This window comes from Sphingomonas sp. BLHR8 (assembly GCF_056821725.1).
Map to the genome: position 1 here is coordinate 143,716 of NZ_JBPDIM010000001.1, position 23,330 is coordinate 167,045.

At 68.1% G+C, this 23,330-nt stretch carries 27 protein-coding genes; 16 read left to right on the plus strand and 11 right to left on the minus strand.

Annotated features, from left to right (window positions below):
* Positions 1-534: 534 nt before the first annotated feature.
* Both dksA and mnmA read left to right on the plus strand, forming a co-directional pair.
* Positions 535-945: an RNA polymerase-binding protein DksA gene (gene dksA / locus ACRYJK_RS00760; RefSeq protein WP_482667358.1), complete on the plus strand. Its 411-nt coding sequence runs from the start codon at positions 535-537 to the stop codon at positions 943-945.
* Positions 946-994: 49 nt separating this feature from the next.
* Positions 995-2,143, plus strand: a complete 1,149-nt coding sequence (mnmA, locus tag ACRYJK_RS00765; protein WP_482665690.1) for a tRNA 2-thiouridine(34) synthase MnmA — start codon at positions 995-997, stop codon at positions 2,141-2,143.
* Here the strand turns inward: mnmA and ACRYJK_RS00770 are convergent.
* Positions 2,104-2,397, minus strand: coding sequence for a hypothetical protein (locus ACRYJK_RS00770; protein ID WP_482665691.1), 294 nt, complete (start codon positions 2,395-2,397; stop codon positions 2,104-2,106). The two genes, mnmA and ACRYJK_RS00770, sit on opposite strands and share 40 nt — an antisense overlap.
* 58 nt (positions 2,398-2,455) lie before the next feature.
* On the opposite strand from ACRYJK_RS00770, the gene ACRYJK_RS00775 reads away from it, so the two are divergent.
* Positions 2,456-3,565: a serine hydrolase domain-containing protein gene (locus tag ACRYJK_RS00775; protein ID WP_482667359.1), complete on the plus strand. Its 1,110-nt coding sequence runs from the start codon at positions 2,456-2,458 to the stop codon at positions 3,563-3,565.
* On the opposite strand, the gene ACRYJK_RS00780 is transcribed toward ACRYJK_RS00775, so the two are convergent.
* The 3 genes from ACRYJK_RS00780 to pdxH are packed head-to-tail and all read right to left on the minus strand — an operon-like array spanning position 3,562 to position 5,956.
* Entirely contained in the window at positions 3,562-4,380 is an 819-nt protein-coding gene (locus tag ACRYJK_RS00780) for a PhzF family phenazine biosynthesis protein (protein ID WP_482665692.1), read from the minus strand. The genes ACRYJK_RS00775 and ACRYJK_RS00780 overlap by 4 nt on opposite strands.
* Positions 4,377-5,336 (minus strand): cation diffusion facilitator family transporter, encoded by a 960-nt coding sequence (locus ACRYJK_RS00785; RefSeq protein WP_482665693.1) that lies wholly within the window; start codon positions 5,334-5,336, stop codon positions 4,377-4,379. Before ACRYJK_RS00785 ends, ACRYJK_RS00780 begins: the two co-directional genes overlap by 4 nt.
* Positions 5,333-5,956, minus strand: coding sequence for a pyridoxamine 5'-phosphate oxidase (gene pdxH, locus ACRYJK_RS00790; RefSeq protein WP_482665694.1), 624 nt, complete (start codon positions 5,954-5,956; stop codon positions 5,333-5,335). Before pdxH ends, ACRYJK_RS00785 begins: the two co-directional genes overlap by 4 nt.
* Positions 5,957-6,050: 94 nt before the next feature.
* Here pdxH and ACRYJK_RS00795 point away from each other — a divergent pair, with 94 nt between their 5' ends.
* The 12 genes from ACRYJK_RS00795 to pal all read left to right on the plus strand — a co-directional run bounded on the left by ACRYJK_RS00795 (position 6,051) and on the right by pal (position 15,984).
* A complete protein-coding gene (locus tag ACRYJK_RS00795) occupies positions 6,051-6,980 on the plus strand; it encodes a DnaJ C-terminal domain-containing protein (protein WP_482665695.1) in 930 nt (309 codons plus the stop codon).
* A 36-nt stretch (positions 6,981-7,016) separates the two neighbouring features.
* Complete coding sequence (locus ACRYJK_RS00800; RefSeq protein WP_482665696.1) at positions 7,017-8,132, plus strand: YihY/virulence factor BrkB family protein; 1,116 nt, start codon at positions 7,017-7,019, stop codon at positions 8,130-8,132.
* Complete coding sequence (fabI, locus tag ACRYJK_RS00805) at positions 8,129-8,932, plus strand: enoyl-ACP reductase FabI (protein ID WP_482665697.1); 804 nt, start codon at positions 8,129-8,131, stop codon at positions 8,930-8,932. The genes ACRYJK_RS00800 and fabI overlap by 4 nt, the downstream gene beginning before the upstream one ends.
* Positions 8,929-10,002 (plus strand): chorismate synthase, encoded by a 1,074-nt coding sequence (aroC, locus tag ACRYJK_RS00810; RefSeq protein WP_482665698.1) that lies wholly within the window; start codon positions 8,929-8,931, stop codon positions 10,000-10,002. The genes fabI and aroC overlap by 4 nt, the downstream gene beginning before the upstream one ends.
* 2 nt (positions 10,003-10,004) lie before the next feature.
* Positions 10,005-10,640, plus strand: a complete 636-nt coding sequence (locus ACRYJK_RS00815) for a hypothetical protein (protein WP_482665699.1) — start codon at positions 10,005-10,007, stop codon at positions 10,638-10,640.
* 64 nt (positions 10,641-10,704) lie between these two features.
* Positions 10,705-11,232 (plus strand): PepSY domain-containing protein, encoded by a 528-nt coding sequence (locus ACRYJK_RS00820; protein ID WP_482665700.1) that lies wholly within the window; start codon positions 10,705-10,707, stop codon positions 11,230-11,232.
* A 72-nt stretch (positions 11,233-11,304) separates the two neighbouring features.
* Positions 11,305-11,757: a YbgC/FadM family acyl-CoA thioesterase gene (locus ACRYJK_RS00825; protein WP_482665701.1), complete on the plus strand. Its 453-nt coding sequence runs from the start codon at positions 11,305-11,307 to the stop codon at positions 11,755-11,757.
* On the plus strand, positions 11,754-12,446 hold the full coding sequence (tolQ, locus tag ACRYJK_RS00830) for a protein TolQ (protein WP_482665702.1): 693 nt from the start codon (positions 11,754-11,756) through the stop codon (positions 12,444-12,446). The genes ACRYJK_RS00825 and tolQ overlap by 4 nt, the downstream gene beginning before the upstream one ends.
* Complete coding sequence (gene tolR, locus ACRYJK_RS00835) at positions 12,446-12,913, plus strand: protein TolR (RefSeq protein WP_482665703.1); 468 nt, start codon at positions 12,446-12,448, stop codon at positions 12,911-12,913. Before tolQ ends, tolR begins: the two co-directional genes overlap by 1 nt.
* Positions 12,914-12,922: 9 nt before the next feature.
* The gene (locus tag ACRYJK_RS00840) at positions 12,923-14,044 is read left to right on the plus strand and encodes a hypothetical protein (protein WP_482665704.1); all 1,122 of its coding nucleotides are present in this window, start codon (positions 12,923-12,925) and stop codon (positions 14,042-14,044) included.
* A gap of 8 nt (positions 14,045-14,052) precedes the next feature.
* Complete coding sequence (tolB, locus tag ACRYJK_RS00845) at positions 14,053-15,417, plus strand: Tol-Pal system beta propeller repeat protein TolB (protein WP_482665705.1); 1,365 nt, start codon at positions 14,053-14,055, stop codon at positions 15,415-15,417.
* A gap of 15 nt (positions 15,418-15,432) precedes the next feature.
* Complete coding sequence (gene pal / locus ACRYJK_RS00850) at positions 15,433-15,984, plus strand: peptidoglycan-associated lipoprotein Pal (RefSeq protein WP_482665706.1); 552 nt, start codon at positions 15,433-15,435, stop codon at positions 15,982-15,984.
* Here pal and ACRYJK_RS00855 read toward each other — a convergent pair.
* From ACRYJK_RS00855 to ACRYJK_RS00870, 4 genes are all read right to left on the minus strand, one after another.
* On the minus strand, positions 15,981-17,213 hold the full coding sequence (locus tag ACRYJK_RS00855) for a DUF445 domain-containing protein (RefSeq protein WP_482667360.1): 1,233 nt from the start codon (positions 17,211-17,213) through the stop codon (positions 15,981-15,983). The two genes, pal and ACRYJK_RS00855, sit on opposite strands and share 4 nt — an antisense overlap.
* 93 nt (positions 17,214-17,306) lie before the next feature.
* The gene (locus ACRYJK_RS00860; RefSeq protein ID WP_482665707.1) at positions 17,307-20,411 is read right to left on the minus strand and encodes an efflux RND transporter permease subunit; all 3,105 of its coding nucleotides are present in this window, start codon (positions 20,409-20,411) and stop codon (positions 17,307-17,309) included.
* Between the two features lie 15 nt (positions 20,412-20,426).
* Positions 20,427-21,746 carry an efflux RND transporter periplasmic adaptor subunit gene (locus ACRYJK_RS00865; RefSeq protein WP_482665708.1) on the minus strand — a complete coding sequence of 440 codons (1,320 nt, stop codon included), beginning with the start codon at positions 21,744-21,746 and terminating at the stop codon, positions 20,427-20,429.
* A 148-nt stretch (positions 21,747-21,894) separates the two neighbouring features.
* The gene (locus ACRYJK_RS00870) at positions 21,895-22,164 is read right to left on the minus strand and encodes a GlsB/YeaQ/YmgE family stress response membrane protein (protein ID WP_482665709.1); all 270 of its coding nucleotides are present in this window, start codon (positions 22,162-22,164) and stop codon (positions 21,895-21,897) included.
* Between ACRYJK_RS00870 and ACRYJK_RS00875 the strand changes: the two genes are divergently transcribed.
* Positions 22,163-22,288: a hypothetical protein gene (locus ACRYJK_RS00875; protein WP_482665710.1), complete on the plus strand. Its 126-nt coding sequence runs from the start codon at positions 22,163-22,165 to the stop codon at positions 22,286-22,288. The two genes, ACRYJK_RS00870 and ACRYJK_RS00875, sit on opposite strands and share 2 nt — an antisense overlap.
* Before the next feature lie 40 nt (positions 22,289-22,328).
* On the opposite strand, the gene sciP is transcribed toward ACRYJK_RS00875, so the two are convergent.
* The 3 genes from sciP to ACRYJK_RS00890 form a co-directional block, all read right to left on the minus strand.
* Positions 22,329-22,628 (minus strand): CtrA inhibitor SciP, encoded by a 300-nt coding sequence (gene sciP / locus ACRYJK_RS00880; RefSeq protein WP_482665711.1) that lies wholly within the window; start codon positions 22,626-22,628, stop codon positions 22,329-22,331.
* On the minus strand, positions 22,625-22,984 hold the full coding sequence (locus tag ACRYJK_RS00885) for a hypothetical protein (protein WP_482665712.1): 360 nt from the start codon (positions 22,982-22,984) through the stop codon (positions 22,625-22,627). Before ACRYJK_RS00885 ends, sciP begins: the two co-directional genes overlap by 4 nt.
* Before the next feature lie 92 nt (positions 22,985-23,076).
* Positions 23,077-23,247 (minus strand): YdcH family protein, encoded by a 171-nt coding sequence (locus ACRYJK_RS00890; RefSeq protein ID WP_482665713.1) that lies wholly within the window; start codon positions 23,245-23,247, stop codon positions 23,077-23,079.
* Positions 23,248-23,330 lie beyond the last annotated feature (83 nt).

The following is a 23,330-nucleotide window of genomic DNA, read 5'->3' on the forward strand; positions in this document are numbered from 1 at the left end:
ACGCGGCGCACCGTGCGTGCCTTGGGCCGGGCCTGAGCGACACGGGCACGCACCCTCGGCGCTTCACGCACAACGCTGACGCGGGCCTTGCGCTCCACGGGTTGTGCAACATGCACCGCGCCGCCACCCACCAGGGCACCACCGCACGTGCAGGCACATAATCTAGCTAGCGCGCTCCGAACCGACATTTTCGAATCCAATGATCCATGATGATCGTGGTGAGACGATCGCAGGTCGGGACTGCCCATGAGGCAAATACCCTGCAACGCCCTTAACCAAATCCCGGCGAAAAAGACAGCATCGCCCGGCAAAACTTTGCTGTTTGCGCGAGCAGATGTGTCGATTCAGGACTCGTGCCATTCTCGACTCGACGCAGCGCTTCCAGATTCCGGCGCTTGCGGGGGGTGGGACCATCGTCTAGGCGCCGCATCGCCCATCTGCCTCCGGCGGGCAGGCAACGGGAGCCGAGGGATGAGTTCGAGCGCCAAGCGAAAGCCGGGGGGCGGGGCCCTCGACGGTCCGGCCGCCGACGCCATGGCCGGTGATGATGGCTACCGGCCCAGTGCGGACGAAGAATTCATGAACGAACGCCAGCAGGCGTTCTTTCGACAGCTCCTGACCAACTGGAAGCGCGACATCGTCACCGAATCCGAGGCGACGCTGGCGCAATTGCAGGACGGTCCGATGCGTGAGCCGGACCTCACCGATCGCGCCTCGAGCGAAACCGATTGGGCAATCGAGCTGCGCACCCGCGATCGCCAGCGCAAGCTGATCGCCAAGATCGACGCGGCGCTGCGCCGGCTCGATGAAGGCGAATATGGTTATTGCGAAGTGACCGGCGAACCGATTTCGATCGGCCGCTTGATCGCGCGACCGATCGCGACGATGACGCTCGAAGCGCAGGAGCGGCACGAACGCCAGGAGCGGGTCTCCCGCGACGACTGACGCGAAAGCGTGCATCGATCGACCCGTTGGGCTAAGGCCCGCGGCGATCATGTCCGTCTTCGACCTGCAGCTGCCCGAGCCGCTCCATGCGCGCCGGATTGTCGTCGCCATGTCCGGCGGGGTGGATTCGAGCGTGGTGGCCGCGCTCGCGCACGCCAGCGGCGCGGAGGTGATCGGGCTGACTCTGCGGCTCTATGACAGTCCGTCCGGGCCGCGTCGCCCCGGCGCTTGCTGCGCTGGGGACGATATTCGCGATGCGGCATCAGTGGCCGGTCGGCTGGGCTTTCGTCATCATGTGATCGACCATGCCTCGGCATTCCATAGCGACGTCCTCGAACAGTTCGCCGACGCCTATCTCAGCGGGCGGACGCCCATTCCCTGTGTCAGTTGCAACGAAGGGCCGAAATTTACCGATCTTCTCGCCTACGCCCGCGAACTGGGTGCGGATGCCCTGGCGACGGGACATTATGTCCGCCGCGTGGTGGGGCCGGGCGGGGTCGAGCTGCATCGGGGGAGCGACCCGGCGCGCGATCAGAGCTACTTCCTATTCGCGACCACGCGCCCGCAGCTCGACTATCTGCGCTTTCCGCTGGGGGATTTGCCCAAGTCGCGCGTGCGGGAGATTGCCGCCGAGCTGGGGCTGCGCGTTGCTGCGAAGCCCGACAGCCAGGACATCTGCTTCGTGCCCGACGGCGATTATGCCGCGGTGGTCGATCGAGTGCGCCCCGGACGCATCGTGCCGGGGCCAATCGTCACCCGCAGCGGCGAGCGTATCGGCACACATCGCGGGATCGTGCATTACACCGTGGGTCAGCGGCGGGGACTGGAGATCGGTGGCCTCAGCGAACCGCTGTACGTGATCGCCATCGACGCTGCGGCCAATGCGGTGATCGTCGGCCCGCGCGAGGCGCTGGCGGTGCGCAGCGCACGGCTCGTCCGGTTCAACGCGCTGGCCGCGGCGGATGAGCTTGCCGGCCCGCTCGAGGTGAAGGTGCGCTCGCTCGCCAGGCCAGCGCCCGCGCGGTGGGACGGCACTCACGTTCACTTCGCCGCGCCCGAATATGGCGTGGCGCCGGGGCAGGCGGCGGTGCTGTATCGCGGCGACCGGGTGCTCGGCGGCGGGTGGATCGACGGCACCGAGCCGTGGGCGGGTGCAGCTCAGTCGGTGTCGAGCAGGCAGCCGGTTCCGGCGACGTAACGCGCCCGCGCGCTGGCGAGCAGCGGCACGCTCGCCTCGACCCCGGGCGGATTCGTCGTCTCCTCGATCGAGACCAGCGCCATGCCGGGTTCGAAGTCGGTCGCGCAGCTCGCAAGGTCGCGGCCCTGCACGAAACGGCAGGAGCAGCCGATCCGCGCGCCGTAATTGGCGCCAGTCTGCGCCTGCGCCAGCCAATAGGGTCCGCGCGCGATCAGCAGGGCGACGACCAGCAGCGCGATGAGCAATGCGATCATGCGCATGTTCGAGCGACGGGTTGAGGCGGAAGCGGGGGCTGGGCTACGCACCGGCGCCATGAACCGCAAAGCAATGATCGTGGCAAGTGGCGTCCTGCTGGCGACCGCCCTCGGCGGTTGTGGGGGCGGCACCGTCGCGCCGGCCGCGGCGCCGCGCGTGCTGACCGCGGAGGCGGCGCTCAATGCAGCTTCCCGCGCCGCGATCGAGCAGCTGTTCGCCGATCCCGCGACGATGGGCGAAACCCGTGCCCTGCTGGTGCTGCGCGACGGGCAACCCATCTACGAGGGCTATGGCGCGGGATTTGGTCCCGACAGCCGCCTGATCAGCTGGTCGATGGCCAAAAGCATCACTGCGGTGATGGTCGGGCAACTGGTCGCCGATGGGCGGCTTGCGCTCGACGAGCCGGCGCCGGTGCCGGCATGGCGGCGGCATGGTGACCCGCGCGGGCGGATCACGCTGCGGCATTTGCTGCACATGTCTTCCGGGCTCGACCATGTGGAGGAGAGCGATCCGCCGTGGAACGCGGACACGGTAGCCATGCTGTTCGGCGGCGAGGCGGACGACATGGCCGGCTTCGCCGAAGGCAAGCCCGCGGTGGCGACGCCGGACGAACGCTTCGTCTATTCGAGCGCCACCAGCGTGATCCTGGCGGACATCGTCGCCCGCGCACTGACCGACAGCGACGACCCGGGCGTACGGCGGCAGGCGGTGCTCGAATTTCTGAACGGTCGGCTGTCGGGGCCGCTCGGCATGACCAGCCTCGTTCCCGAATTCGACGCGAAGGGCACGATGATCGGCGGGTCGATCATGCACGCGACCGCGCGCGATTATGCAAAGTTCGGCGAGTTCCTGCGGCGCGGCGGGGTTACACCCGACGGAACACGGTTGCTGCCCGAAAGCTGGGTCCGGTTCATGCGCACGCCGTCGCCGCGCGATGCCGGCTATGGCGGGCACATCTGGCTCAACCGTCCGCGCCCGACGAGAAGCGAACCGGCGCTGTGGCCGGGGCGGGGACCGGCCGACCTGTTCGCCTGCATTGGCCACCAGGGGCAGTATATCATCGTCAGCCCGTCGCAGCGGCTCACCGTCGTGCGGCTCGGCATTTCGACGGACCAGCAGATCCCGAACGTCCGCACCGCGCTGCAGCGAGCGATTGCCGGTCTCTAGGCGAGCAGCCGACCCGCGATCACGGTGACCGCCCCGCCAGTCAGGACGACGCGGTCTCCGTCCACGCGGCATCCGACATAACCTCCACGCCGGCTTGCCTGATAGGCGAGCAGCCGATCGCGACCGAGCCGCTGCGTCCAATATGGCGCCAGCACCGCGTGAGCGGAGCCGGTCACCGGGTCTTCGTCGACCCCCGCGGCGGGCGCGAAGACGCGGCTCACGACCTCCGCCGGACCGGCACGGTCGCAGCCGGCGGCGGGCGCGGTGGCGATGTTGAGCGTGTCGCCGAACGCCGCCAGCGCAGCGAAGTCGGGTGTCAGCGCCAGCACCTCGTCCGCGGTGGCATAGACGAGCAGCGCGTAGCCGGCCGGATGGTGAAGCGTCTCGACCGGAGCGCCCCCCATCGCTGCGGCCATGGCGGACAAGGGCGTCGGATCGGGCGGGTAGGCTGGGAGGGACATGGCATAACCACGGCCGTCGCGCGCCACCTCGAGCAGCCCGGCGCGGCGCGTGGCGAAGCGCACGTTCGGGCGATCGGGCTCGTCGCAGAGGTGGACGTGCCCCGCTGCCAGGGTCGCGTGGCCGCAAAGCGCGACCTCGCAGGTCGGGGTGAACCAGCGCAGTTCATAGTCGGCATCGGCGGAGCCATCGGGCACGGTGAAGGCAGTTTCGGAAAGGTTGTTCTCCGCCGCCACCGCCTGCAACCACGTGTCGTCGGGCCAGGCGTCGAGCGGCACCACTGCCGCCGGATTGCCGCCGAACGGCTGGTCGGTGAACGCGTCGACCTGAACGAAGCGGTGAGAGGCGGGAGTCATCCGACCATCCGCGCCGGACCGTGGAGATAGCCCTCCGACGGTTCGTAGTCGATGGTGTCGACGTGCCCTTCGGGATCGGGGTGGATGATGATGTTGACCCCCGGGAAGGCCGCGTGGAGGCGGGCTTCGACGCGGTCCATCACCTCGTGCGCGGCGGCGACGGTCATGTCGTGCGGCAGCCACAGGTGCAGCTGGACGAAATCATGCGTGCCGCTGGTGCGCGTCCGCAGATGGTGGATGCCGCGCGCTTCAGGCTCCTTGAGCGCGACCTCGATGAAGGCGCGCTTGCGCTCGGTCGACCATTCCTTGTCCATCAGCTGGTCGACGACCTCGCTCGCCGCGCGCCACGCGCCCCACAGCAGCCAGAGCGCGATGAGGACGCCAAACACGCCATCGGCGCCGGTCAGCCCGCCCCAGGTTTCGAGCGCCAGCGCTGCGATCACCGCGAAGTTGAGGAGGAGGTCGGAGCGATAATGCAGGCTGTCCGTCGCGATCGCCACCGACGCGGTGCGCTTCACCACACGCGTTTGATAAGCGATCAATCCCAAGGTCGTGAAGATTGCCAGCACGGAGACCGCAATGCCCGCTTCGGGTGCGCCGACGCTGCCCCCTTCGATCAGCCGATTGACCGCGCGCCAGCCGAGAAACAGTGCAGAGATGCTGATCAGCACCACCTGCACCATTCCCACCAGCGCCTCCGCTTTGCCGTGGCCGAAGCGATGATCCTCGTCCGCAGGGATGGCGGCGATGCGCACGCCGATCAGTGTGATGACCGACGCGACGAGGTCGAGTGTCGTATCGGCGAGGCTGCCAAGCATCGCGGTCGAGCCGGTGCGCCACACCGCCCACAGCTTCACCAGCCCGAGCAGCGTGGCCACCGCGACGCTCAGCAATGCCGCGCGGCTGGTCAGCGCGCCGCGTTCGGTGAGGTCACCGGGGGCGTGGGTCGGCGTCACGGATAGAGCAGGCCGCTGCGCCACGGCGCGTGCACGTCGGCGCGCTCGAAGCGGCGGCGCTCGTGGAGGCGGTGCTCGCGATCGAGCCAGAATTCCATCGCGCGCGGGGTCACGCGCCAGCCCGACCAGCGCGGCGGGCGGGGGACGTCCTGACCCTCGAAGCGGGCCTGCACCTCGGCGAAGCGCGCCTCGAACGTTGCACGGTGGTCGAGCGGTCGCGATTGTTCGCTCGCCCACGCGCCCAGCTGGCTGTCGCGGCTGCGGCTGGCGAAATAAGCGTCGGCTTGGCGCTCGGCGACCGGGGCGACGGGGCCTTCGATGCGGATCTGGCGGCGCAGGCTTTTCCAGTGAAACAGCAGCGCCACTTCAGGGTTGGCCGCAAGCTCCGCGCCCTTGCGACTGTCGAGGTTGGTGTAGAACACAAACCCGCCGCCCTCACCCTCGTTGGGGCCGTGGCCCTTCAACAGCACCATCCGAACCGACGGTCGGCCCATCGCGTCCGCCGTGGCCAGCGCCATCGCATTGGCATCGTTGATCTCGCTCGCGCGCGCCTCGGCGAACCAGCGGTCGAACAGCGCAAAGGGTTCGGCGGAGTCGGCAAAGGGATCGATGGCGGTCATATTGCGCGCTTTAGCGCTGTGCCTCGGGCGGGTCGAGCGGGGGGCGACGGTCAGGCCATTGCCCCCCGCGCGGGCAGGCATTAGCTGTACGCGCATGGCTGCCGACCCCTATACGCTGCTCGGCGTGTCCCGCACCGCGAGCGATGACGAGATCAAGAAGGCGTATCGCAAGCTCGCCAAGCAGCTGCACCCCGACCGCAACAAGGACAATCCGAAGGCGGCGGAGCGATTTTCGCAGGTGACCGGCGCTTACGACCTCCTCTCCGACAAGGACAAGCGCGGCAAGTTCGACCGCGGGGAGATCGACGCGGACGGCAACCCAAGCTTCGCGGGCTTCGGTGGCGGCGGCTTCCCCGGCGGCGGCGCGCGTTATTCGACGCAAGGCCGCGGCGGCTATGCGGGCGGGCCGTTTGCGGGGAATGCGGGAGAGGCCGACTTCGGCGGCATCTTCGACGAGCTGTTTGGTCAGGCGCGCGCCCGTCAGCGGGCGCAGGCGGCGCCGCCACGCAAGGGCGCGAATGTCGCTTATCGCCTGGCGGTGAGCTTTGTCGACGCGGCTCGGCTCGCCCCGCAGCGCATCACGCTGGGCGACGGTTCGACGGTCGACCTGAAACTTCCGGCAGGGGTCGAGACGGGAACGCAGATGCGGCTCGCGGGCAAGGGTGAGGCGGGGACCGGCGGCAAGGGCGATGCGCTGATCACCGTCGAGATCGAGCCGCACGCGCATTTCCGCCGCGACGGCGACGACATCCGCCTCGACCTTCCCGTGACGCTCAAAGAAGCCGTCGAGGGTGCATCGGTGCGCGTGCCAACGGTGGACGGCGCGGTCATGCTGAAGGTGCCGGCGGGGTCCTCCTCCGGGCGCGTGCTGCGCTTGAAGGGCAAGGGTTTCACCCGCAAGGGCGGCGCGCGCGGCGACCAGCTCGTGACGCTCGAGATCGACCTCCCGGCGGGCGATGCGAAGCTTGCGGAGTTCGTCGCGGGCTGGGACGACTCCCGCGACGTTCGGGCAGCGCTCGGGTGAGCTTCGCGCCGAAGGGCGGGGATGGGGGAGGGCGGCATGAGCGCGCCTGAGAGTCCGGAAGTGCTCGAGGATCTCGCCACGGACCGCGAGGTCATTGCCACCGAAGCCATCACTGCCGAGGTTCAGGCGGAGGTGTGCGAGGAGTTCGCCGCCCGAGGCCGCTCGCCCAACTCGCCTGAAGCGCGGCGCGAAGCCGCGCGGCGGGTGGAGGAGGAGCATCGACGCCGCCACCGCAAGCGCGTCATCGCCCGCGTGCGCCCTGGCACCCGCCCGTTCGAGATCACCAAACGCGTGCTGACCGGCGCCTATTTCGACGGCTTCATTCACGCCGGCAATCTCGCCTACATGGCGCTGATCGCGCTGTTCCCCTTCTTCATCACCGCGACCGCGCTGATGAGCGCGTTCGGGCGGACCAACGAAGGACTGCACGCGCTGCAAGTGGTGCTCGACACGATGCCACCCTCGGTCGCCGACACGCTCGAAAAGCCGGTGCGCGACGTGCTCGCCGGGCGGAGCGGGCTGTTTCTGTGGCTTGGCGCGGCGATCGGACTGTGGACCGTCGGCAGCCTCATCGAAACCATCCGCGACATCCTGCGCCGAGCCTATGGCACGACCGCGCGCAAAAGCTTTTTCGCCTATCGCCTCTATTCGATCGGCATCATCGTCGCGGCGGTGCTTCTGCTGCTGATTTCGTTCAGCCTGCAGGTGGTGACGACCGGTGTGCAGCAGCTGATGGAGCGCGTGCTGCCGCCCGAGCTCGACGCGTTCGGTGCCGTGGCGCTGTCGCACGGCCTGTCGGCGGGGGGGTTGTTCGTGTCGCTCTACCTGCTGTTCTACTCGCTGACCCCCTCCACCTATCGCAAGCGCCGCTATCCCAAGTGGCCGGGCGCGCTGGTCACCACGCTGTGGTGGGTGGCGGTCACGCTGGCACTCCCGCCGTTGCTGGCGAGCATCCTCAATTACGATAGCACCTACGGCAGCCTTGCGGGGGTGATGGTCGCGCTGTTCTTCTTTTATCTCATCGGTCTGGGCGTCGTCGTCGGCGCCGAACTCAACGCCGCGCTGGCGGAGACGCCGGAGGAAGCGCAGAACTGGATCGGGCAGCACGACGAGCGGTCCCGGAAGACGAAAACGACGGAGACGACGGCATGAGCGATTTGATGGCGGGCAAGCGCGGGCTGATCATGGGCCTCGCCAACGATCGCAGCCTCGCCTGGGGGATCGCGCAGGCGCTTGCGCGTGAGGGCGCGGAGCTCGCCTTTTCCTATCAGGGGGAAGCGCTCGAAAAGCGCGTGCGGCCGCTGGGCGAGAGCCTCGGCGCCAGCATCTTCCTCGACTGCGACGCTGGCGACGCCGCGTCGCTCGATGCGACCTTTGCCGCACTGAAAGAGCAATGGGGTGAGCTCGATTTCGTCGTCCACGCCATCGGCTATTCGGACAAGAACGAACTGCGCGGGCGCTATGTCGACACCAGCCTCGACAACTTTTTGATGACCATGAACATCAGCGCCTACAGCCTCGTCGCCGTCGCCAAACGTGCGAGCGCCATGATGCGCGAAGGCGGCTCGATCCTGACGCTCAGCTATTATGGCGCGGAGAAAGTCATCCCGCACTACAACGTCATGGGCGTCGCCAAGGCGGCGCTGGAGGCGAGCGTGCGCTACCTCGCCAACGACCTCGGCCCCGACGGCATCCGCGTGAACGCGATCAGCGCCGGCCCGGTGAAGACGCTCGCGGCGAGCGGCATCGGCGACTTCCGCTACATCCTCAAATGGAACGAACTGAACGCGCCGATGCGCCGCACGGTGACGATCGAGGACGTCGGTGGCGCCGGGCTTTACCTCCTTTCCAACCTCTCGAGCGGTGTCACCGGCGAGGTGCACCACGTCGATAACGGCTATCACGTCGTCGGCATGAAGCAGGAGGACGCACCGGACATCGCGCTGGCATGAGCCACAACAGCTTCGGGCACCTCTTCCGCGTCACCACCTGGGGCGAGAGCCACGGGGCGGCAATCGGCGCGGTGGTGGACGGGTGTCCGCCGGGGGTCGCGCTGGGCGAGGCGGACATTCAGCCGTGGCTCGACCGGCGGCGACCGGGCAGCTCGCGCTTTACCACGCAGCGGCAGGAGCCTGACGCGGTGCGCATCTTGTCGGGAGTGTTCGAGGGGCGCACCACCGGTACGCCGATCAGCCTGGTGATCGACAATGTCGACCAGCGCTCGAAGGATTATGACGCGATCGCGGGCGCCTACCGGCCCGGACATGCCGACTACGCCTATGACGCGAAATACGGCCATCGCGACCATCGCGGCGGCGGGCGGTCGAGCGCGCGCGAGACGGCGATGCGCGTCGCCGCGGGCGCGATCGCGCGGAAATTGCTTCCCGGCGTGACGATCACCGGCTGGGTCGCGGAGATCGGCGGCGACGCAATCGATCCGGCGACGTTCGACGCAGACGAGATCGAGCGCAACCCCTTCTGGTGCCCCGACGCCGCAGCCGCGGCGCGCTGGGCCGAGCAGGTCGATGCCGCGCGGTGCGCAGGCTCCTCGCTCGGCGCGGTGGTCGAGGTCGAGGCGCGCGGAGTGCCCGCCGGCTGGGGCGCGCCGATCTATGCCAAGCTCGACGCCGAGATTGCGCACGCGATGATGGGCATCAACGCGGTCAAGGGGGTGGAGATCGGCGACGGGTTCGCCGCCGCGCGCCTCACCGGCGAGGACAATGCCGACGCGATGCGCCCCGGCGCCGACGGCGCGCCGACATTCGACAGCAACCATGCGGGCGGGATCGCGGGGGGCATCTCCACTGGCCAGCCGATCCGCGTGCGGGTCGCGTTCAAACCGACCAGCTCGATCCTCACCTCCATGCCCAGCATAACCCGCGACGGCGCGGCCGCCGAGGTACGCACCACCGGGCGCCACGACCCTAGCGTCGGCATTCGCGGCGTGCCCGTGGTCGAGGCGATGCTCGCGCTCGTCCTCGCCGACCATCGCCTGCGCCACCGCGCGCAATGTGGAGAATGATGATGCGATCGATCCTGCCCTTGGCGCTGACGTTGCCCGCCCTCGTGCTCGCAAGCTGTGATCGCTCGGCGGAGACGTCGACCACTACGACGACAGTACAGCGAACCGAAGGCGACGCCGGACGTGAGGTTGGCGGGACTTTGCCGCCGGCGCCGCCGCCCCCGACGCCCGTGAGCGCGCCGCCCGCCGGACCACGCCCGTTCGAACGCCTGACGGCCGACGGGATCGGCGATTTCACCCTCGGTGCGAAGCTCGACGATGTCCGGCGCGCCATCCCGGCACTCAAGGTCGACGAGGCGATGGACGGCAGCGTCTGCCGGTATATCAACGACCCGCGTCGCGAAGGCGTGTGGGCCATGCTCGGGGCGGGGGATCGCATTGTCCGCGTCGACATCGACCGTCGCGACGTCGCCACCGACCGAGGGATCCGTGTCGGCTCGACCGAAGCCGAAGTGCGCGCAGCCTATCCCAACCTGACCGTCGAACCCCATACTTACGTCGAGAACGCCAAGTATCTTAAGGTTCTCGGTCCCGAGGGCACCGATGGACTCGTCTTCGAAACCGACGCGAACGGCCGCGTAGAGCGATATCGCGTCGGTCGCTGGGACGAAGTGCAATGGGTCGAGGGCTGCTCATGAAGGCCCACGGCGCTTCTCGACGCCGCTGCGAACGCTTAGCGCATTAGCGACGAGAGGAGTTTTCATGCGCAAGTGGCATCGCTGGTTTGGCCTGGTGGCCGGCCTGTTTTTGTTGGTCATGGCGATCAGCGGCACCGTCCTTCAGTTTCACGAAATCGAGGAAGCGACAGAACGGGAGGAACCCGCGGCGTTATCCCAGGTCGCGATTGCCGATCCGGGCGCTGCGATCGCGCGCGCGGCTGCGCTCGCTGGCGGCGGCGATGTGGCGGAGGCGCTGCTCAAGGGTGGCGAGCGCGGCCCGGAGGTCCTGCTGCGGCGTGTCGGACAGACCGACTGGCAGCGCGTCGACCTGTCAGCGGGAACGGTGAGCCCCGGTCTCGCCCCGGGGGCGCGGCCCCGGCCCGAGGGCTTCAGCGCGACCCGCCTTGCCAAGCAGGTTCACACGGGCGGCATCCTCGGGCTGCCGGGGCATATCTTTGGCCTGCTGTTGGCGGCGGTGCTGATGTTCTTCGTGATCAGCGGGTTCAAGATGTGGCTCGACCTGTATCGCGCCCGCAAGGCGCGCGGGCGCGGCGAGCTGTTCTGGGACTGACGCACGCGATCTGGCCGGAGAGTGGCGTTGGGGGATTCCCCTTGCGCCTCTCCCCGGCTAGAGCCGCGCGCGATGGTTAATCCCGCTCCCCCTGCGGGCCGGTTCGACGGCAGCCTTCACCGCTTCCCGGTGCGCGTCTATTTCGAGGACACGGACCTCTCGGGCGTCGTCTACCACGCCAACTATCTCCGCTTCATGGAACGCGCGCGGTCGGACATGCTCGAGCGTGTCGGCATCGATCAGCGCGCGGCCTATGAAGCGGGTGACGGCGCCTGGGTGGTGACCGACATCGCCATGCGCTTTCTGTCGCCAGCGCGCCTCGGTGACGCGATCATTGTGGAAAGCCGCACGCGCCGGGTGCGTGGGGCCAGCGTCGAGATCGAACAGCGCATCGTCCGCGACCGCACACGGCTGATCGACGCGCGGGTGACGGCGGCCTTTGCCTCCCCCACCGGTCGCGCACGGCGGATGCCGCCCGGATGGGCCGACGCCTTTCGCACAGTCATTGCTGACGAGGAAACATGACCCAGCCCAGTCTTGCACTCGATGCGGCGAGCCTGTCGCCGATAGCGCTGTTCTTGCAGGCCGACATCGTCGTCAGAGCGGTGATGATCGGGTTGTTGCTCGCGTCGGTGGCGGTGTGGGTGGTAATCCTCGTCAGCGGCTGGCAACTGCGGCGCGCCCGGCGCGAGACCGAGCGGTTCGAACGCGATTTCTGGAAGGCGAGCGACGTCGAAGGCTTTGCCAAGGAGGCGGGCGGGCGTGACGTTGCGGCGGCGCGGGTCCTGCAGGCGGGGCTGGCGGAGTGGAAACGCTCGACCGCGCGCGGGGTGGTGGACCGCGCGGGCGTGCGCGAACGGCTGCTTGGCGCGCTCGACAGCGCGACCGCGCACGAAGTCGACCAGCTTGGCGAGCGGTTGAACCTGCTCGCGACGGTCGGGTCGGTAGCGCCGTTCGTCGGCCTGTTCGGCACAGTATGGGGGATCATGCGCAGCTTCGCCGCGATCGCCGGAGCCAAGGAGTCGAGCCTCGCGGTTGTCGCGCCGGGCATCGCCGAAGCGTTGTTTGCGACCGCCATCGGCCTGTTCGCGGCGATCCCGGCAGTCATCGCCTACAATCGGTTCCTGCACGCGCTCGGGCGGATCGAGAGCCGGCTCGGACGCTTCGTCGACGGGTTTCACGCGATGATGAGCCGCGAGCTCGAGCGCAGCTGATGGCGATGGGGCTCCACGGCGCCGGATCGGCCGGGCGCGGGCGCCGCGGTCGCGCCAGTCGCCGCGCGCCGATGGCGGAGATCAACGTCACGCCGTTCGTGGACGTCATGCTGGTGCTGCTGATCATCTTCATGGTCACCGCGCCGCTGCTGACAGCGGGGGTGCCGGTGGATCTGCCCGACAGCAACGCGCGCCCCCTGTCGCAGCCCGAGGAACGACCGATCGACATCGCCCTGGATGCCAACGGGGTGTTGTTCGTCGATGAGATGCCGACCGACCCCGGCAACCTCGCGATCGCGCTGGCAGCGCGGGTCGAAACGGCGGAGAGCGGGCGAACACCGGCGGTAACGCTGCGCGCCGACAAAGGCCTTCCTTACGAGCGGGTCATGGCGGTGATGGGTGACATAAACCGCGCGGGACTGACGCGCGTCGCGCTGGTCACCACGCGTTCAGCGGCCACGCCGTAGCGGCTGGCCATGGCGGGGGAGCGAGGCAGCCGCGTACGTCGCGAATGGCCGGTGTGGGCGGCGGTGATCGCTGCGCATGCCGGGATTGCCGTGCTGCTGTCGACGAGCTGGCGCGACCAGCCGCCGCGCAAGCTCGAAAATGCGCCGATCGCGGTCGAGATCGTCGCTGAGGCGGCGCCCGTTTCGACCGCGCCCGACCCGAGCCCCGCCGCTCCCCTGAGCCAGGGTTCGCCCGATGGCGAGCCGGTGACGACGCCGCCGGACGAGCTGCCGGTCGAAGCGCCGACGCCTGCACCGCCGCCGCCCGCACCGAAGCCGTCAACGCCGCCGCCGCCTGCCGAGGCTCCCGCTGAACCGAAGAAGCGGCCGGTGCCGCCCCGGCCGGCGCCGCAACGCCCGACGCCCCCGCGGCCCGAGGCGAAAGCTCCCACGCCAGCGCCGACCCCCCGTCCAAGGCCTGCTCCAGCGCCGCGGGCACAGCCTGCGCCGACGCCGCGCCCTCAACCGGCCCCCCCGGTCGCCAAAAAGGCGGCGCCGCAACCCGCCCCTCGGCCTAACCGGAGCCCCGCGCCGACGCCGAGCCCGCGGCCCGTGGCAAAGGCGCCGACCCGACCCGCGCCTGCGCCGACCGCGCGATCGGCTCCCCGTGCGGCCCCGACCGCGAACAGCAGCGCGCGATCGACCGCATCGTCGGCATCCCGCGCGCCTGCCTCGCCGCGCGCAACCCCCCGACCGGTGGGCGACCCGCTCGGCGACATCGCGCGTTCGGTGCGCGCAACGCCGGCCCCCCGCGCAGCGAGCGGCACCCCGGCACAGGCGACCGCGGCGACGGTGCGCCGGGCCATCTCGACCAGCATCAATGCCGAGGTCGCGCGGCCGTGGGACGCCTGCCGCGTGTCGGGGGTCGATGTCGATCGGCTGCGCACGGCGGTGGTGTTTCGACTGACCGAGAGCGGCGCGCTCGACCGGGTGGTCAGCGTCACCACGCGCGGCGTGAACGACAGCAACCGCCCGCAAGTCGCGCGGTTCGAGGAGTGCGCGCGGCGGGCTATCGCGCTCGCGGCACCGTTCAACCTTCCGCGCGAGCATTACAGCTACTGGCAAACCTATACGCTCGACTTCGAGAAATGAGGGAATTGATGCGCTTACAGGGCTCTTTCGCCGTGATTGCCGCGCTGATCGGGACGGCTGTCTCGGCCCAGCAGACGGAGGTGGCTCCGCCGCCGGCGGAGGCGACGCAGCAGCCCGCGCCGCGCGAAACGGTGCGTGGGACCACGCAGACCGCCGAGCGCACCGCCATCCTTATTCCAGCGTTCGCAGGCGGCGCCCGCGGCGGGGAGGGCGGTGAGATCAGCGGTGCAGCGGTCGCCGGCGTCGTCGCCGCGGACCTCGAACGGTCGGGGCTCTATGCTCCGCGCGGGCCGTCGGGGCTGCCCGCCGTATTGCGCGGCGAAGTGACCGCACCGCGCTTCGACCAGTGGCGCCCGAGCGGGGCGGAGAGCCTGGTCCACGGCTTCGTTCAGCAGGACAGCGCGGGCAACATGACCGTCGGCTGCTACCTCTACGATCTCGCGCTCGGCGCCGAACTCGTCCGGCAGGGCTATGTCGTGCAGCCGCGCGACTGGCGCCGCGCCGCGCACCGCTGCGCCGACGCAATCTACTCCCGCCTGTCGGGAGAGTCGCCGTTCTTCGACAGCCGCATCGCCTATATCGCCGAAAGCGGGCCCAAGGATCGCCGCGTCAAACGCCTCGCGATCATGGATTCGGATGGGGCGAACCACCGTTTCTTGACCAATGGCCAGTCGATCGCGCTGACCCCGCGCTATTCGCCCGACTACAGCCGCATTGCCTATGTCAGCTATCTCGGCGCGATGGCGCGGGTGTTTGTCTATGATGTGGGCACTGGGCGCCAGCGCGCGGTGTTCGAAAGCCGCAACCCGACCTTTGCGCCGCGCTGGTCGCCGGACGGGCGCAGCCTGCTGTTTTCGATGGCGGTAGCGGGCAACACCGACATCTATCGCGTCAGTGCCGACGGGGGCGCGCCGCAGCGGCTGACCAACTCGCCCGCAATCGACGTCGGCGGCAGCTTCTCCCCCGACGGCCGCCGCATCGTGTTCGAAAGCGACCGTTCGGGCGGGCAGCAGCTGTACGTCATGAACGCCGATGGTTCTAACCAGCAGCGCATCAGCTTTGGCAGCGGGCGCTATGCGACGCCGGAATGGAGTCCGCGCGGTGACCTCATCGCCTTTACCCGCATCGCGGGCGCGTTCCGCATCGGGGTGATGACCCCGAACGGCAGCGGCGAGCGATTGCTCACCGACGCCTGGCAGGACGAAGGGCCGACCTGGTCGCCCAACGGCCGCGTCATCCAGTTTTTCCGCACCTCACAGGGGCGGGAGGGCCGGTCGAGCATCTATCAGGTCGACGTGACCGGGGTGAACCTGCGGCAGGTGCCGACCCAGCTCGACGCATCAGACCCGGCCTGGGGCCCAGTGCAAAACTGATTGAGGAGAGAGACCATGCCCCATCACACCCGCCTGCTACTCGCCACCACGGTCGGCGCAGCGCTGATGCTCGGGGGGTGCGGGCGCACGCGCGTCGCCTCCGCCGACCTGCCGCCGCCGGTGAGCGCCGACCAGACCGGCCAGAGCGGCGATGTCCTGAGCGGTGGCGCGGGCGATGGCGGCTACCTCGCCCCGCGCACCGGGCCGGGAAGCCAGCAGGATCTGATCGCGCAGGCCGGGGCGGACAGCGTCTATTTCGAGCTCGACAGCTCGACGCTCGACGAGACCGATCGCGCGACGTTGCAGCGGCAGGCGCAGTGGTTGCAGCAATATCCGCGCACGCGGGTGACCATCGAGGGCCATTGCGACGAACGCGGCACGCGCGAGTATAATATCGCGCTGGGTGAGCGGCGTGCGACCGCGGCGCGCAACTACCTCGCGAGCCTGGGCGTCGATGCGTCGCGCATGCAGGTCGTCAGCTACGGCAAGGAGCGCCCGATCGCGCTCGGGTCGGACGAGGCGAGCTGGGCTCAGAACCGCCGCGCAGCGACGATCACCATCTCTTAAAGCAGCACGTCGACGGCGTGGATCACCACGCCGACGAGGCCGCCGACGAGCGTGCCGTTGATGCGGATATACTGGAGGTCGCGGCCAACCGCGCCCTCCAGCCGCTCTGTCACGGTGCTCGCGTCCCAACTGCGGACCGTATCGCTGATCAGGCGCAGCGCATTTTCGCCGTAGCTGTCCACCGCGCCGATCGCAGCACGGCGGGCGAAGCGATTGATCGACGTGCGCATGCGCGGGTCGTCGGTGAGCATCGCGCCAATGTCCTTGAGCGCATCGCCCAGCCGCCCGGCCATCAGCGCATCGGGATTGCGCGCAGCCTTGAGCAGCGCCCCCCGCGCCTGTTCCCAGAGGCCATCGAGCCAGCGCGTGACCGCCTGATTGGCGAGCATCTCGTCGCGGATCTGTGCCACGCGGGCCTGCATCGCTGGGTCATGCTGCAGCTCGTCGGCGAGCCGGGCGAGCCGCGCTTCGATCTGGCCGCGGAAGGGGTGGTAGGGGTCCTCGGCCATCGCGGCGGTCAGCTTTTGCAGGCCGGCGATGATGCGGTCGGCGATCACCGTGTCGAGCGCGGCGACGCGGATCCAGGTGTTGCTGTTGTCGCGCACGACCTGGCGGATGGTCGCCTCATTGTCCTCGAGCAGCTTGGCGAGCCACTTGACCGCGGCGTCTAGGACGGGCCGGTGGCGACCGTCGACCATCGCGGCCGCCAGCGCCTGACCGAGCAGCGGCGCGACGTCCATCGCGCGAATCCGGTCGGCCACCGCACCTTTCAGCATGCCGCCCAGCCGCGCCGGATCGAGGCTCGCGAGCGCATCCGCGATCATGCGCGACGCCCCTCCGCGCATCCGCCCGGCATCGCCCGACGGCTGGCTGAGGAAGCGGCCGAGCGCCCCGGCCACATCGACATGCTGCATCTTGCGCGCGATCAGGCGGGGGAGGAGGAAATTCTGCTTGATGAACACGGCGAGCGTATCGCCAATGCGGTCCTTGTTGCGCGGCACGATGGCGGTGTGCGGGATCGGCAGCCCGAACGGATGCCGGAACAGCGCCGTGACCGCGAACCAGTCGGCGAGGCCCCCGACCATTGCGGCTTCCGCAAAGGCGCGGACGTAGCCGACGGCGGGGTGGGCATCCTCGTAAAATGAGGTTCCGATGAATACCGCGGCAGCGAGCAGCAACAGGCCCGTCGCCACTGCGCGAATGTCGTGTGCGCCGTTTTGCGTCGGCATGGCGAGCGCCACGCCCCCCGCATCGAGGCGCACACGGGGGGGCGGGGGGGCGGTCATGCGATGGCTTGTGCGGCAGGACGGCCCGCCCCGCAACTACTCCGCGGGCTGAAGACGCTGACCCTCACGTTCCATGTTCAGTCGGTCCTGTGCGTCGTCGCCCGGCTTGAAGGTCAGCAGGCGTCGCTGCAGCTTGGGCCCGATCCGCGTTTCGAGGCCGATCGCGAGGCTGAACAACGCCGGCACGATCAGCAGGGTCAGAAGCGTGGAGACCAGCAAACCCCCGATGACGACGATTCCCATCGGCTGACGCCAGGCTCCGTCCGATGATAGTGAGAGCGCAGTCGGAACCATGCCTGCGGTCATGGCGACCGTCGTCATGACGATCGGCTGCGCGCGTTTATGGCCCGCGTCCATGATCGCCGTGAATTTGTCGACGCCCTTGCTAATCTCCTCGAGCGCGAAATCCACCAGCAGGATCGAGTTTTTGCCGACAATGCCTAACAGCATCAGGATGCCGATATAGACCGGCAGCGAGATCGGCATGTCGAACAGCATCAGCGCCAGCATGCCGCCCAGTGGGGCCAGCAGCAGTGAGAACATGTTGACCAGCGGCGGCATCAGGCGCCGGTACAGCAGCACCAGCACCGCGAACACGAGGCCCAGCCCCGACAGCACGGCGACGATGAAGTTCTGGATCAGCTCACCCTGCCATTTGGCCATGCCAAGCGTCACCTTTTCAACGCCGACAGGCAGATTGCGCATGGTGGGGAGGGCATCAATGCGCTTCCAGGCATCACCACTGACCACCCCGGGGGCGAGGTCGGTGCCGATCGTCACCCGGCGCGCCATGTTGGTGCGCTCGATCCGCGTCGGGCCGGAACCGTAACTGATCTCCGCGACCAGTTTGAGCGGGACCGACCCGCCGGTGGTCGTCGGAACCTGCAAATTCTCGATCGTCGCCAACCGGGTTCGTGCGTCTTCGGCTAGGCGGACGCGGATCGGCACCTGCCGGTCCGAGAGCGAGAAGCGCGCGCTGTTCTGATCAATGTCGCCGAGCGTGGCGATGCGGATCGCCTGGCTGAGCGCCGCCGTCGACACCCCAAGATTGGCCGCGAGATCGAGCCGTGGACGCAGCAGGATTTCGGGTCGGCGAAGGTCGCCGGAGATGCGCGGCGCCACCAGCTCCGGCACGCCTTCCATCTCGGCGAGGATTTTTTCCGCGGTCTCCTGCAGCAATACAGGATCGTCCCCGCCGAGCGTGAGGTCGAGCTCGCGCCCGGTGAAGCCGCCAAACTGCGAACGCACGCTGACCCGCGCGTCGGGGATCTGCGCCAGCTTGGGCGCGAGCTCGCGCTCAAACTCGAAGCTCTTCTTCGTGCGATCCTCGTCCAGGCGGGCGACGACCGACCCGCCGCCAACCCAGATGCGACTAAACAGCGCGTCGACCTCGGGTTCGCCCCGCAGCAATGTCTCGACGCGACGTACTGCCGCCGTGCTTTGAGCGAGGGTCGAGCCAGGTGCCATTTCGACGCGGATGAGGCTTTCATCGGCGTCCTGCGCCGGCTGGAACGTCTGAGGCACGATGAAGAATGTGCCGATTGTCAGCGCCAGGCAGGCGACCGCGCCGACCACGACCCAGCGGCGATGCGACAAGGTCCAGCGCAGTACCTTCATATACTGGTCCATCAGCCAGCCTTCGCCGTGGCTGGCGTGGCCCTTGGCCTTCAGGAAATAGGCCGCGAGCATCGGCGTCACCATCCGCGCAACCGCGAGGCTCATGAGCACCGATGCGACGACGGTCAGGCCGAAGTTCTTAAAGAATTCGCCCGAAATCCCGGGCATCAGCCCGACCGGCAGGAACACCGCGACGATGACCGACGTCGTCGCCAGCACCGCCAGCCCGATTTCGTCGGCGGCGTCGATCGACGCCTGATAGGCGCTTTTGCCCATCCGCATGTGGCGGACGATATTCTCGATCTCGACGATGGCATCGTCGACGAGCACGCCCGCGACGAGGCCAAGCGCAAGCAGGGTGAGCCCGTTCAGCGTGAAACCGAACAGCTCCATGAACCAGAATGCCGGGATCGCCGACAGAGGGATCGCGAGCGCGGAAATGATCGTCGCACGCCAGTCGCGCAGGAAGATGAACACCACCAGCACCGCGAGGACAGCGCCTTCGATGAGCGCGGCCATCGAGCTTTTATATTCCGCCCGGACCGGATCGACGTTGTTCTGCAACGGTTCGAAATGGACCTCCGGGTTGCGCTCCTCAAGCTTGCGAAGCGCCTCGCTCGCGGCGTCGAATACGGTGACGTCGCTTTCGCCCTTGGCGCGCTGGAAGCTGATCGAGAGGACCTGCTGCCCGTTGAAAGTCCCGTAGCGGCGCTGTTCGCCGTAGCCATCGCGCACGTTCGCAATGTCGGCGAGCTTGACTGTCCGGCCGCCGCCGACCGCGATCTGCGTCTGGCTCAAATCATAGGCGTTGCGGGCATTGCCGATGACGCGGACCGACTGTTCGCTGTTGGCAATCTCCGCCCGTCCGCCGGCCGCATCGAGGTTCACCTGGCGCAGCTGCTGATTGACTTGCGCGGCCGTGATGCCGAGGCTGGCGAGCTTCGCCGCGTCCAGGTCGACGCGAATCTCACGATCGACGCCGCCGTTGCGCTCGACCGCAGCCATGCCGGGAACCGCCAGCAATTCACGCGACACGACGTTGTCGACATACCAGCTCAGCTGCTCGAGCGTCATCGACGTCGATACGACCGCAAAGGATCCGAGGTCGTTACCGCTGGTATTCTGGCGCGAGATATTCGGCTCGAGGATGCCTTCGGGAAGGTCGCCGCGGATTTGCTGGATGGCGTCGCGAATGTCGTTGACGGTGCGGTCGATCGGCGTGCCGATGTCCATTTGGACCATCGTCATCGAATTGCCTTCGCTGATGGTCGAGTTCAGCTCGTCAACACCCGGGATGGACCGTAGCGCGCTTTCGACGCGCCGCGTCACCTGATTCTCCAGCTCAGACGGCGCTGCGCCCGGCTGGCTGATCTGGACGATCGCCACCGGAAAATCGACGTCGGGCTGCCCCTGCACCTCGAGCTTGTTGAAACTGACCAGCCCGGCGATCGTCAGCGCCAAGAACAGCACGATCGGCGGAACCGGGTTCCGGATCGACCATGCGGAAATATTGCGGAAGTCCATCGGTCGAGCTGACCTTTATCGCTTGCGCTGCGCAGGTGCCGCTGCCGCGGATGGGGCGGGCGTCGACGGGCTCTGCGGTGATGACGGCGCCGCCGCGGCTTCCCGCACCGGCACGACCGTCTGGCCGACAGTCAGGAAGGGCGCGGCGGACTGGACGATCGCTTCGGTGCCATCGAGGCCTGCGGCAATTGCGACCCCATTGTCGGTAACGGTGCCGATCTGCACGTTGCGGCGCTCGACCTTGTTGTTGGCGCCGACGATGTAAACGTAGCTTCCGTCGTCATCCGATTGCACCGCCGATTGCGGAAGGAGCGGCGCGTTGGCCCCGCCGGCCATGATACGCGCCTCCGCAAAGCCACCCGGTCGCAATCCGGCTGCGTAGGGGACGGCAATTCGTGCCGTCCCCTGCCGCGTCGCCGGGTCGATGATCGGCGCGATTTGCCAGACCTGGCCGTTGAAGCTGCGATCGCTGCCGACCGGCGTGATTTCGGCGCGGACACCGGTCGAGATGGCGGCAAGGTCGCCTTCGCTGACCTGCGCGCGCATTTCCATCTCTCCGCCGCGCGCGATCCGGAACAGGACGCCGCTACCGGGGCTGACGACCTGCCCCGGTTCGACCGAGCGCGACAGGACCAGGCCGTTGTCGGGCGCGCGAATGTCGAGACGACCGGTGCGCGCCTGGGCTTCGGCGAGCTGCGCCCGCACGACATTGACTCGCGCCGCTGCAGCGTCGCGCTGTGCGGTCCGACGTTCGATGTCGGCGCGCGAGACGAACCCGCGTGCAACGAGCTGCGACGCGCGGGCGAGTTCTGACTGAGCGAGATTTGCGTCGGCCTGTGCCACAGCAATCTGCGCCCGCAACTGCGCGAGCTGCTGGGTCTGCACCTGCCGGTCGACGGTGGCGAGCACCTGGCCGGCGCGCACCCACTGGCCGGGTTCCACCCAGACACGCGTGACCTGACCGCCTTCACCGGCGACGCCAACCGGCATCTCACGTCGGGCCGCGAGCGAGCCGGTGGCGGACACGATGCGTGCGACCTGTGTCCGGCCAGGCACGATGACGGTTACGCGCGGCGCTGTCTGCCGTCCCTTTCCGGCATCACCGCCGGCTTTTGAAACGGTCGTTGTCGTTGTGCTGCTCGTTTCCGTCCGCTCGGCGGGCTTGGCGAACACGAAATAGCCCGCGACGAGCGCGGCGGCCACTGCGGCACCGATCCCCGCTCGCTTGATGCTGCGCCGGCGTCGCGCCACCGCAGCCGGGTTGTCGGCGTTGGTGATGCCCGGCGTTTCGGTGGAGAGCGGCTCGGCGCTGATCGCGCTCGGTTCGTAGTTCATGCCCGGACAGAACCTTGTGGAAGCAGGGAGACCAACTTGGTCGGCGTGTATTATAGCCCTAAATCACCACCCGCAAGCCGGCAATGCAGAAAGGGCGATCGGTTCCCGATCGCCCTTTCTCTATCCTGTCTGTCAGACTGGTGGTGAATTAACGCACCGACCCGCGACGGACGAGGTTCACGATCGCCAGCAGGATCAGGGCGCCGATAAAAGCGCTGATCAGCGACATAATGTCAAAGGCGTTGTTGTTGATCGAGTTGCCGCCGATCAACGGGCTGATCAGGTAGCCACCAACGAACGCTCCGACGATGCCGACGATGATGTTGAGGAAGATGCCCTGCTGCGCGTCGGTACGCATCACGATGCTCGCGAGCCAGCCAATGATCCCGCCGACAATGAGCCAAATAATGAAGTTCATGCTAACCCTCCTTGCGACCCCCTATTTCACCGGGCCGGATTGCACCATCCACATCCTGTGGAAGTTGCCGGAAAAACGTATCGTCGCCGAAACGGTTCCGCCAGTCGCAAGTGCAACGATTTGATACGAGCTGCGGGGATGAGCTTTTGTTCGTGGATCGCTGGTCAGTACCGCTGCATGCGATCGTAAAGATCGCGATACTGCCGGATGCGCGTTACCCGCAGCCCGGGCATGCCGGCACGATCGATCGCGCGCTGCCAGCCGGCGAATTCCTCAAGCGTCAGCGAATAGCGCGCGCATGCTTCGTCGACGGTGAGGAGACCGCCGTTCACCGCCGCCACCACCTCTGCCTTGCGTCGAACGACCCAGCGGCGCGTCTCAGGCGGCGGCAGGGTTTCAAGCGTGAGCGGTTCGCCGAGCGGTCCGATGACATGTTCGGGGCGGATGGACGAGTCGTGTTTCATAATGTCCTCGGCAAACGTGTCGCAGCATCCTCGTGGAGCGCTGGGTCGACGTCGGTCGTAGCGGCGGGCGCATCAACCGGGGTTGAAGCGCGATAGTTAACGGTGGCTTCAGCCTGACAGCTGGTTCCCGTGACGGTTGCCGACTTCGGCGGGAGGAACGAGCCGCTGCGGACGTCGCGCCCCATCGTCAGCCGGGCCCGGGGCGGGTGGAGACCCGCCGCCCTGCGCGCGAGCGCAAGCACCGTGGGGGTGGCACGGCGCTGCTCGGCGACCAATGCGCGCAGCAGGTCGAAGGGCACCGATTCAAGGGCGTCCGCCCGGTCACTGTCGACATCCGGAAAACGGCTAATATGCATCCCGCGACCATTAGCCGCAACATGCTGAAGGGAGAGTAAAGGCCCGCGCCGTAACCGGGTTCACCCGGCGACCGAGCGGGCCCGAAAGATCATCAGCGGCGGGAAATCTGATCCTTGAGCTGCAACTTCATCTTCTTCAGCCGCGCGATAAGCCGTTCGTCCGGTCGCGGCCGGGCTGCCTCGGCGGACAGTTCGGCGTCCACCTCGGCATGGCGCGACTTGAGCGCGCTGAGGTGAGAATTCTGGGCCGCGGACATGCTCATCGAAGGCGTCTCCTTGCTGGCGATCCGCTCCGACAGTCGAAGCGGCCGGATCGTGCACCGCGCTCGGGAGCGACTGGGCTCCA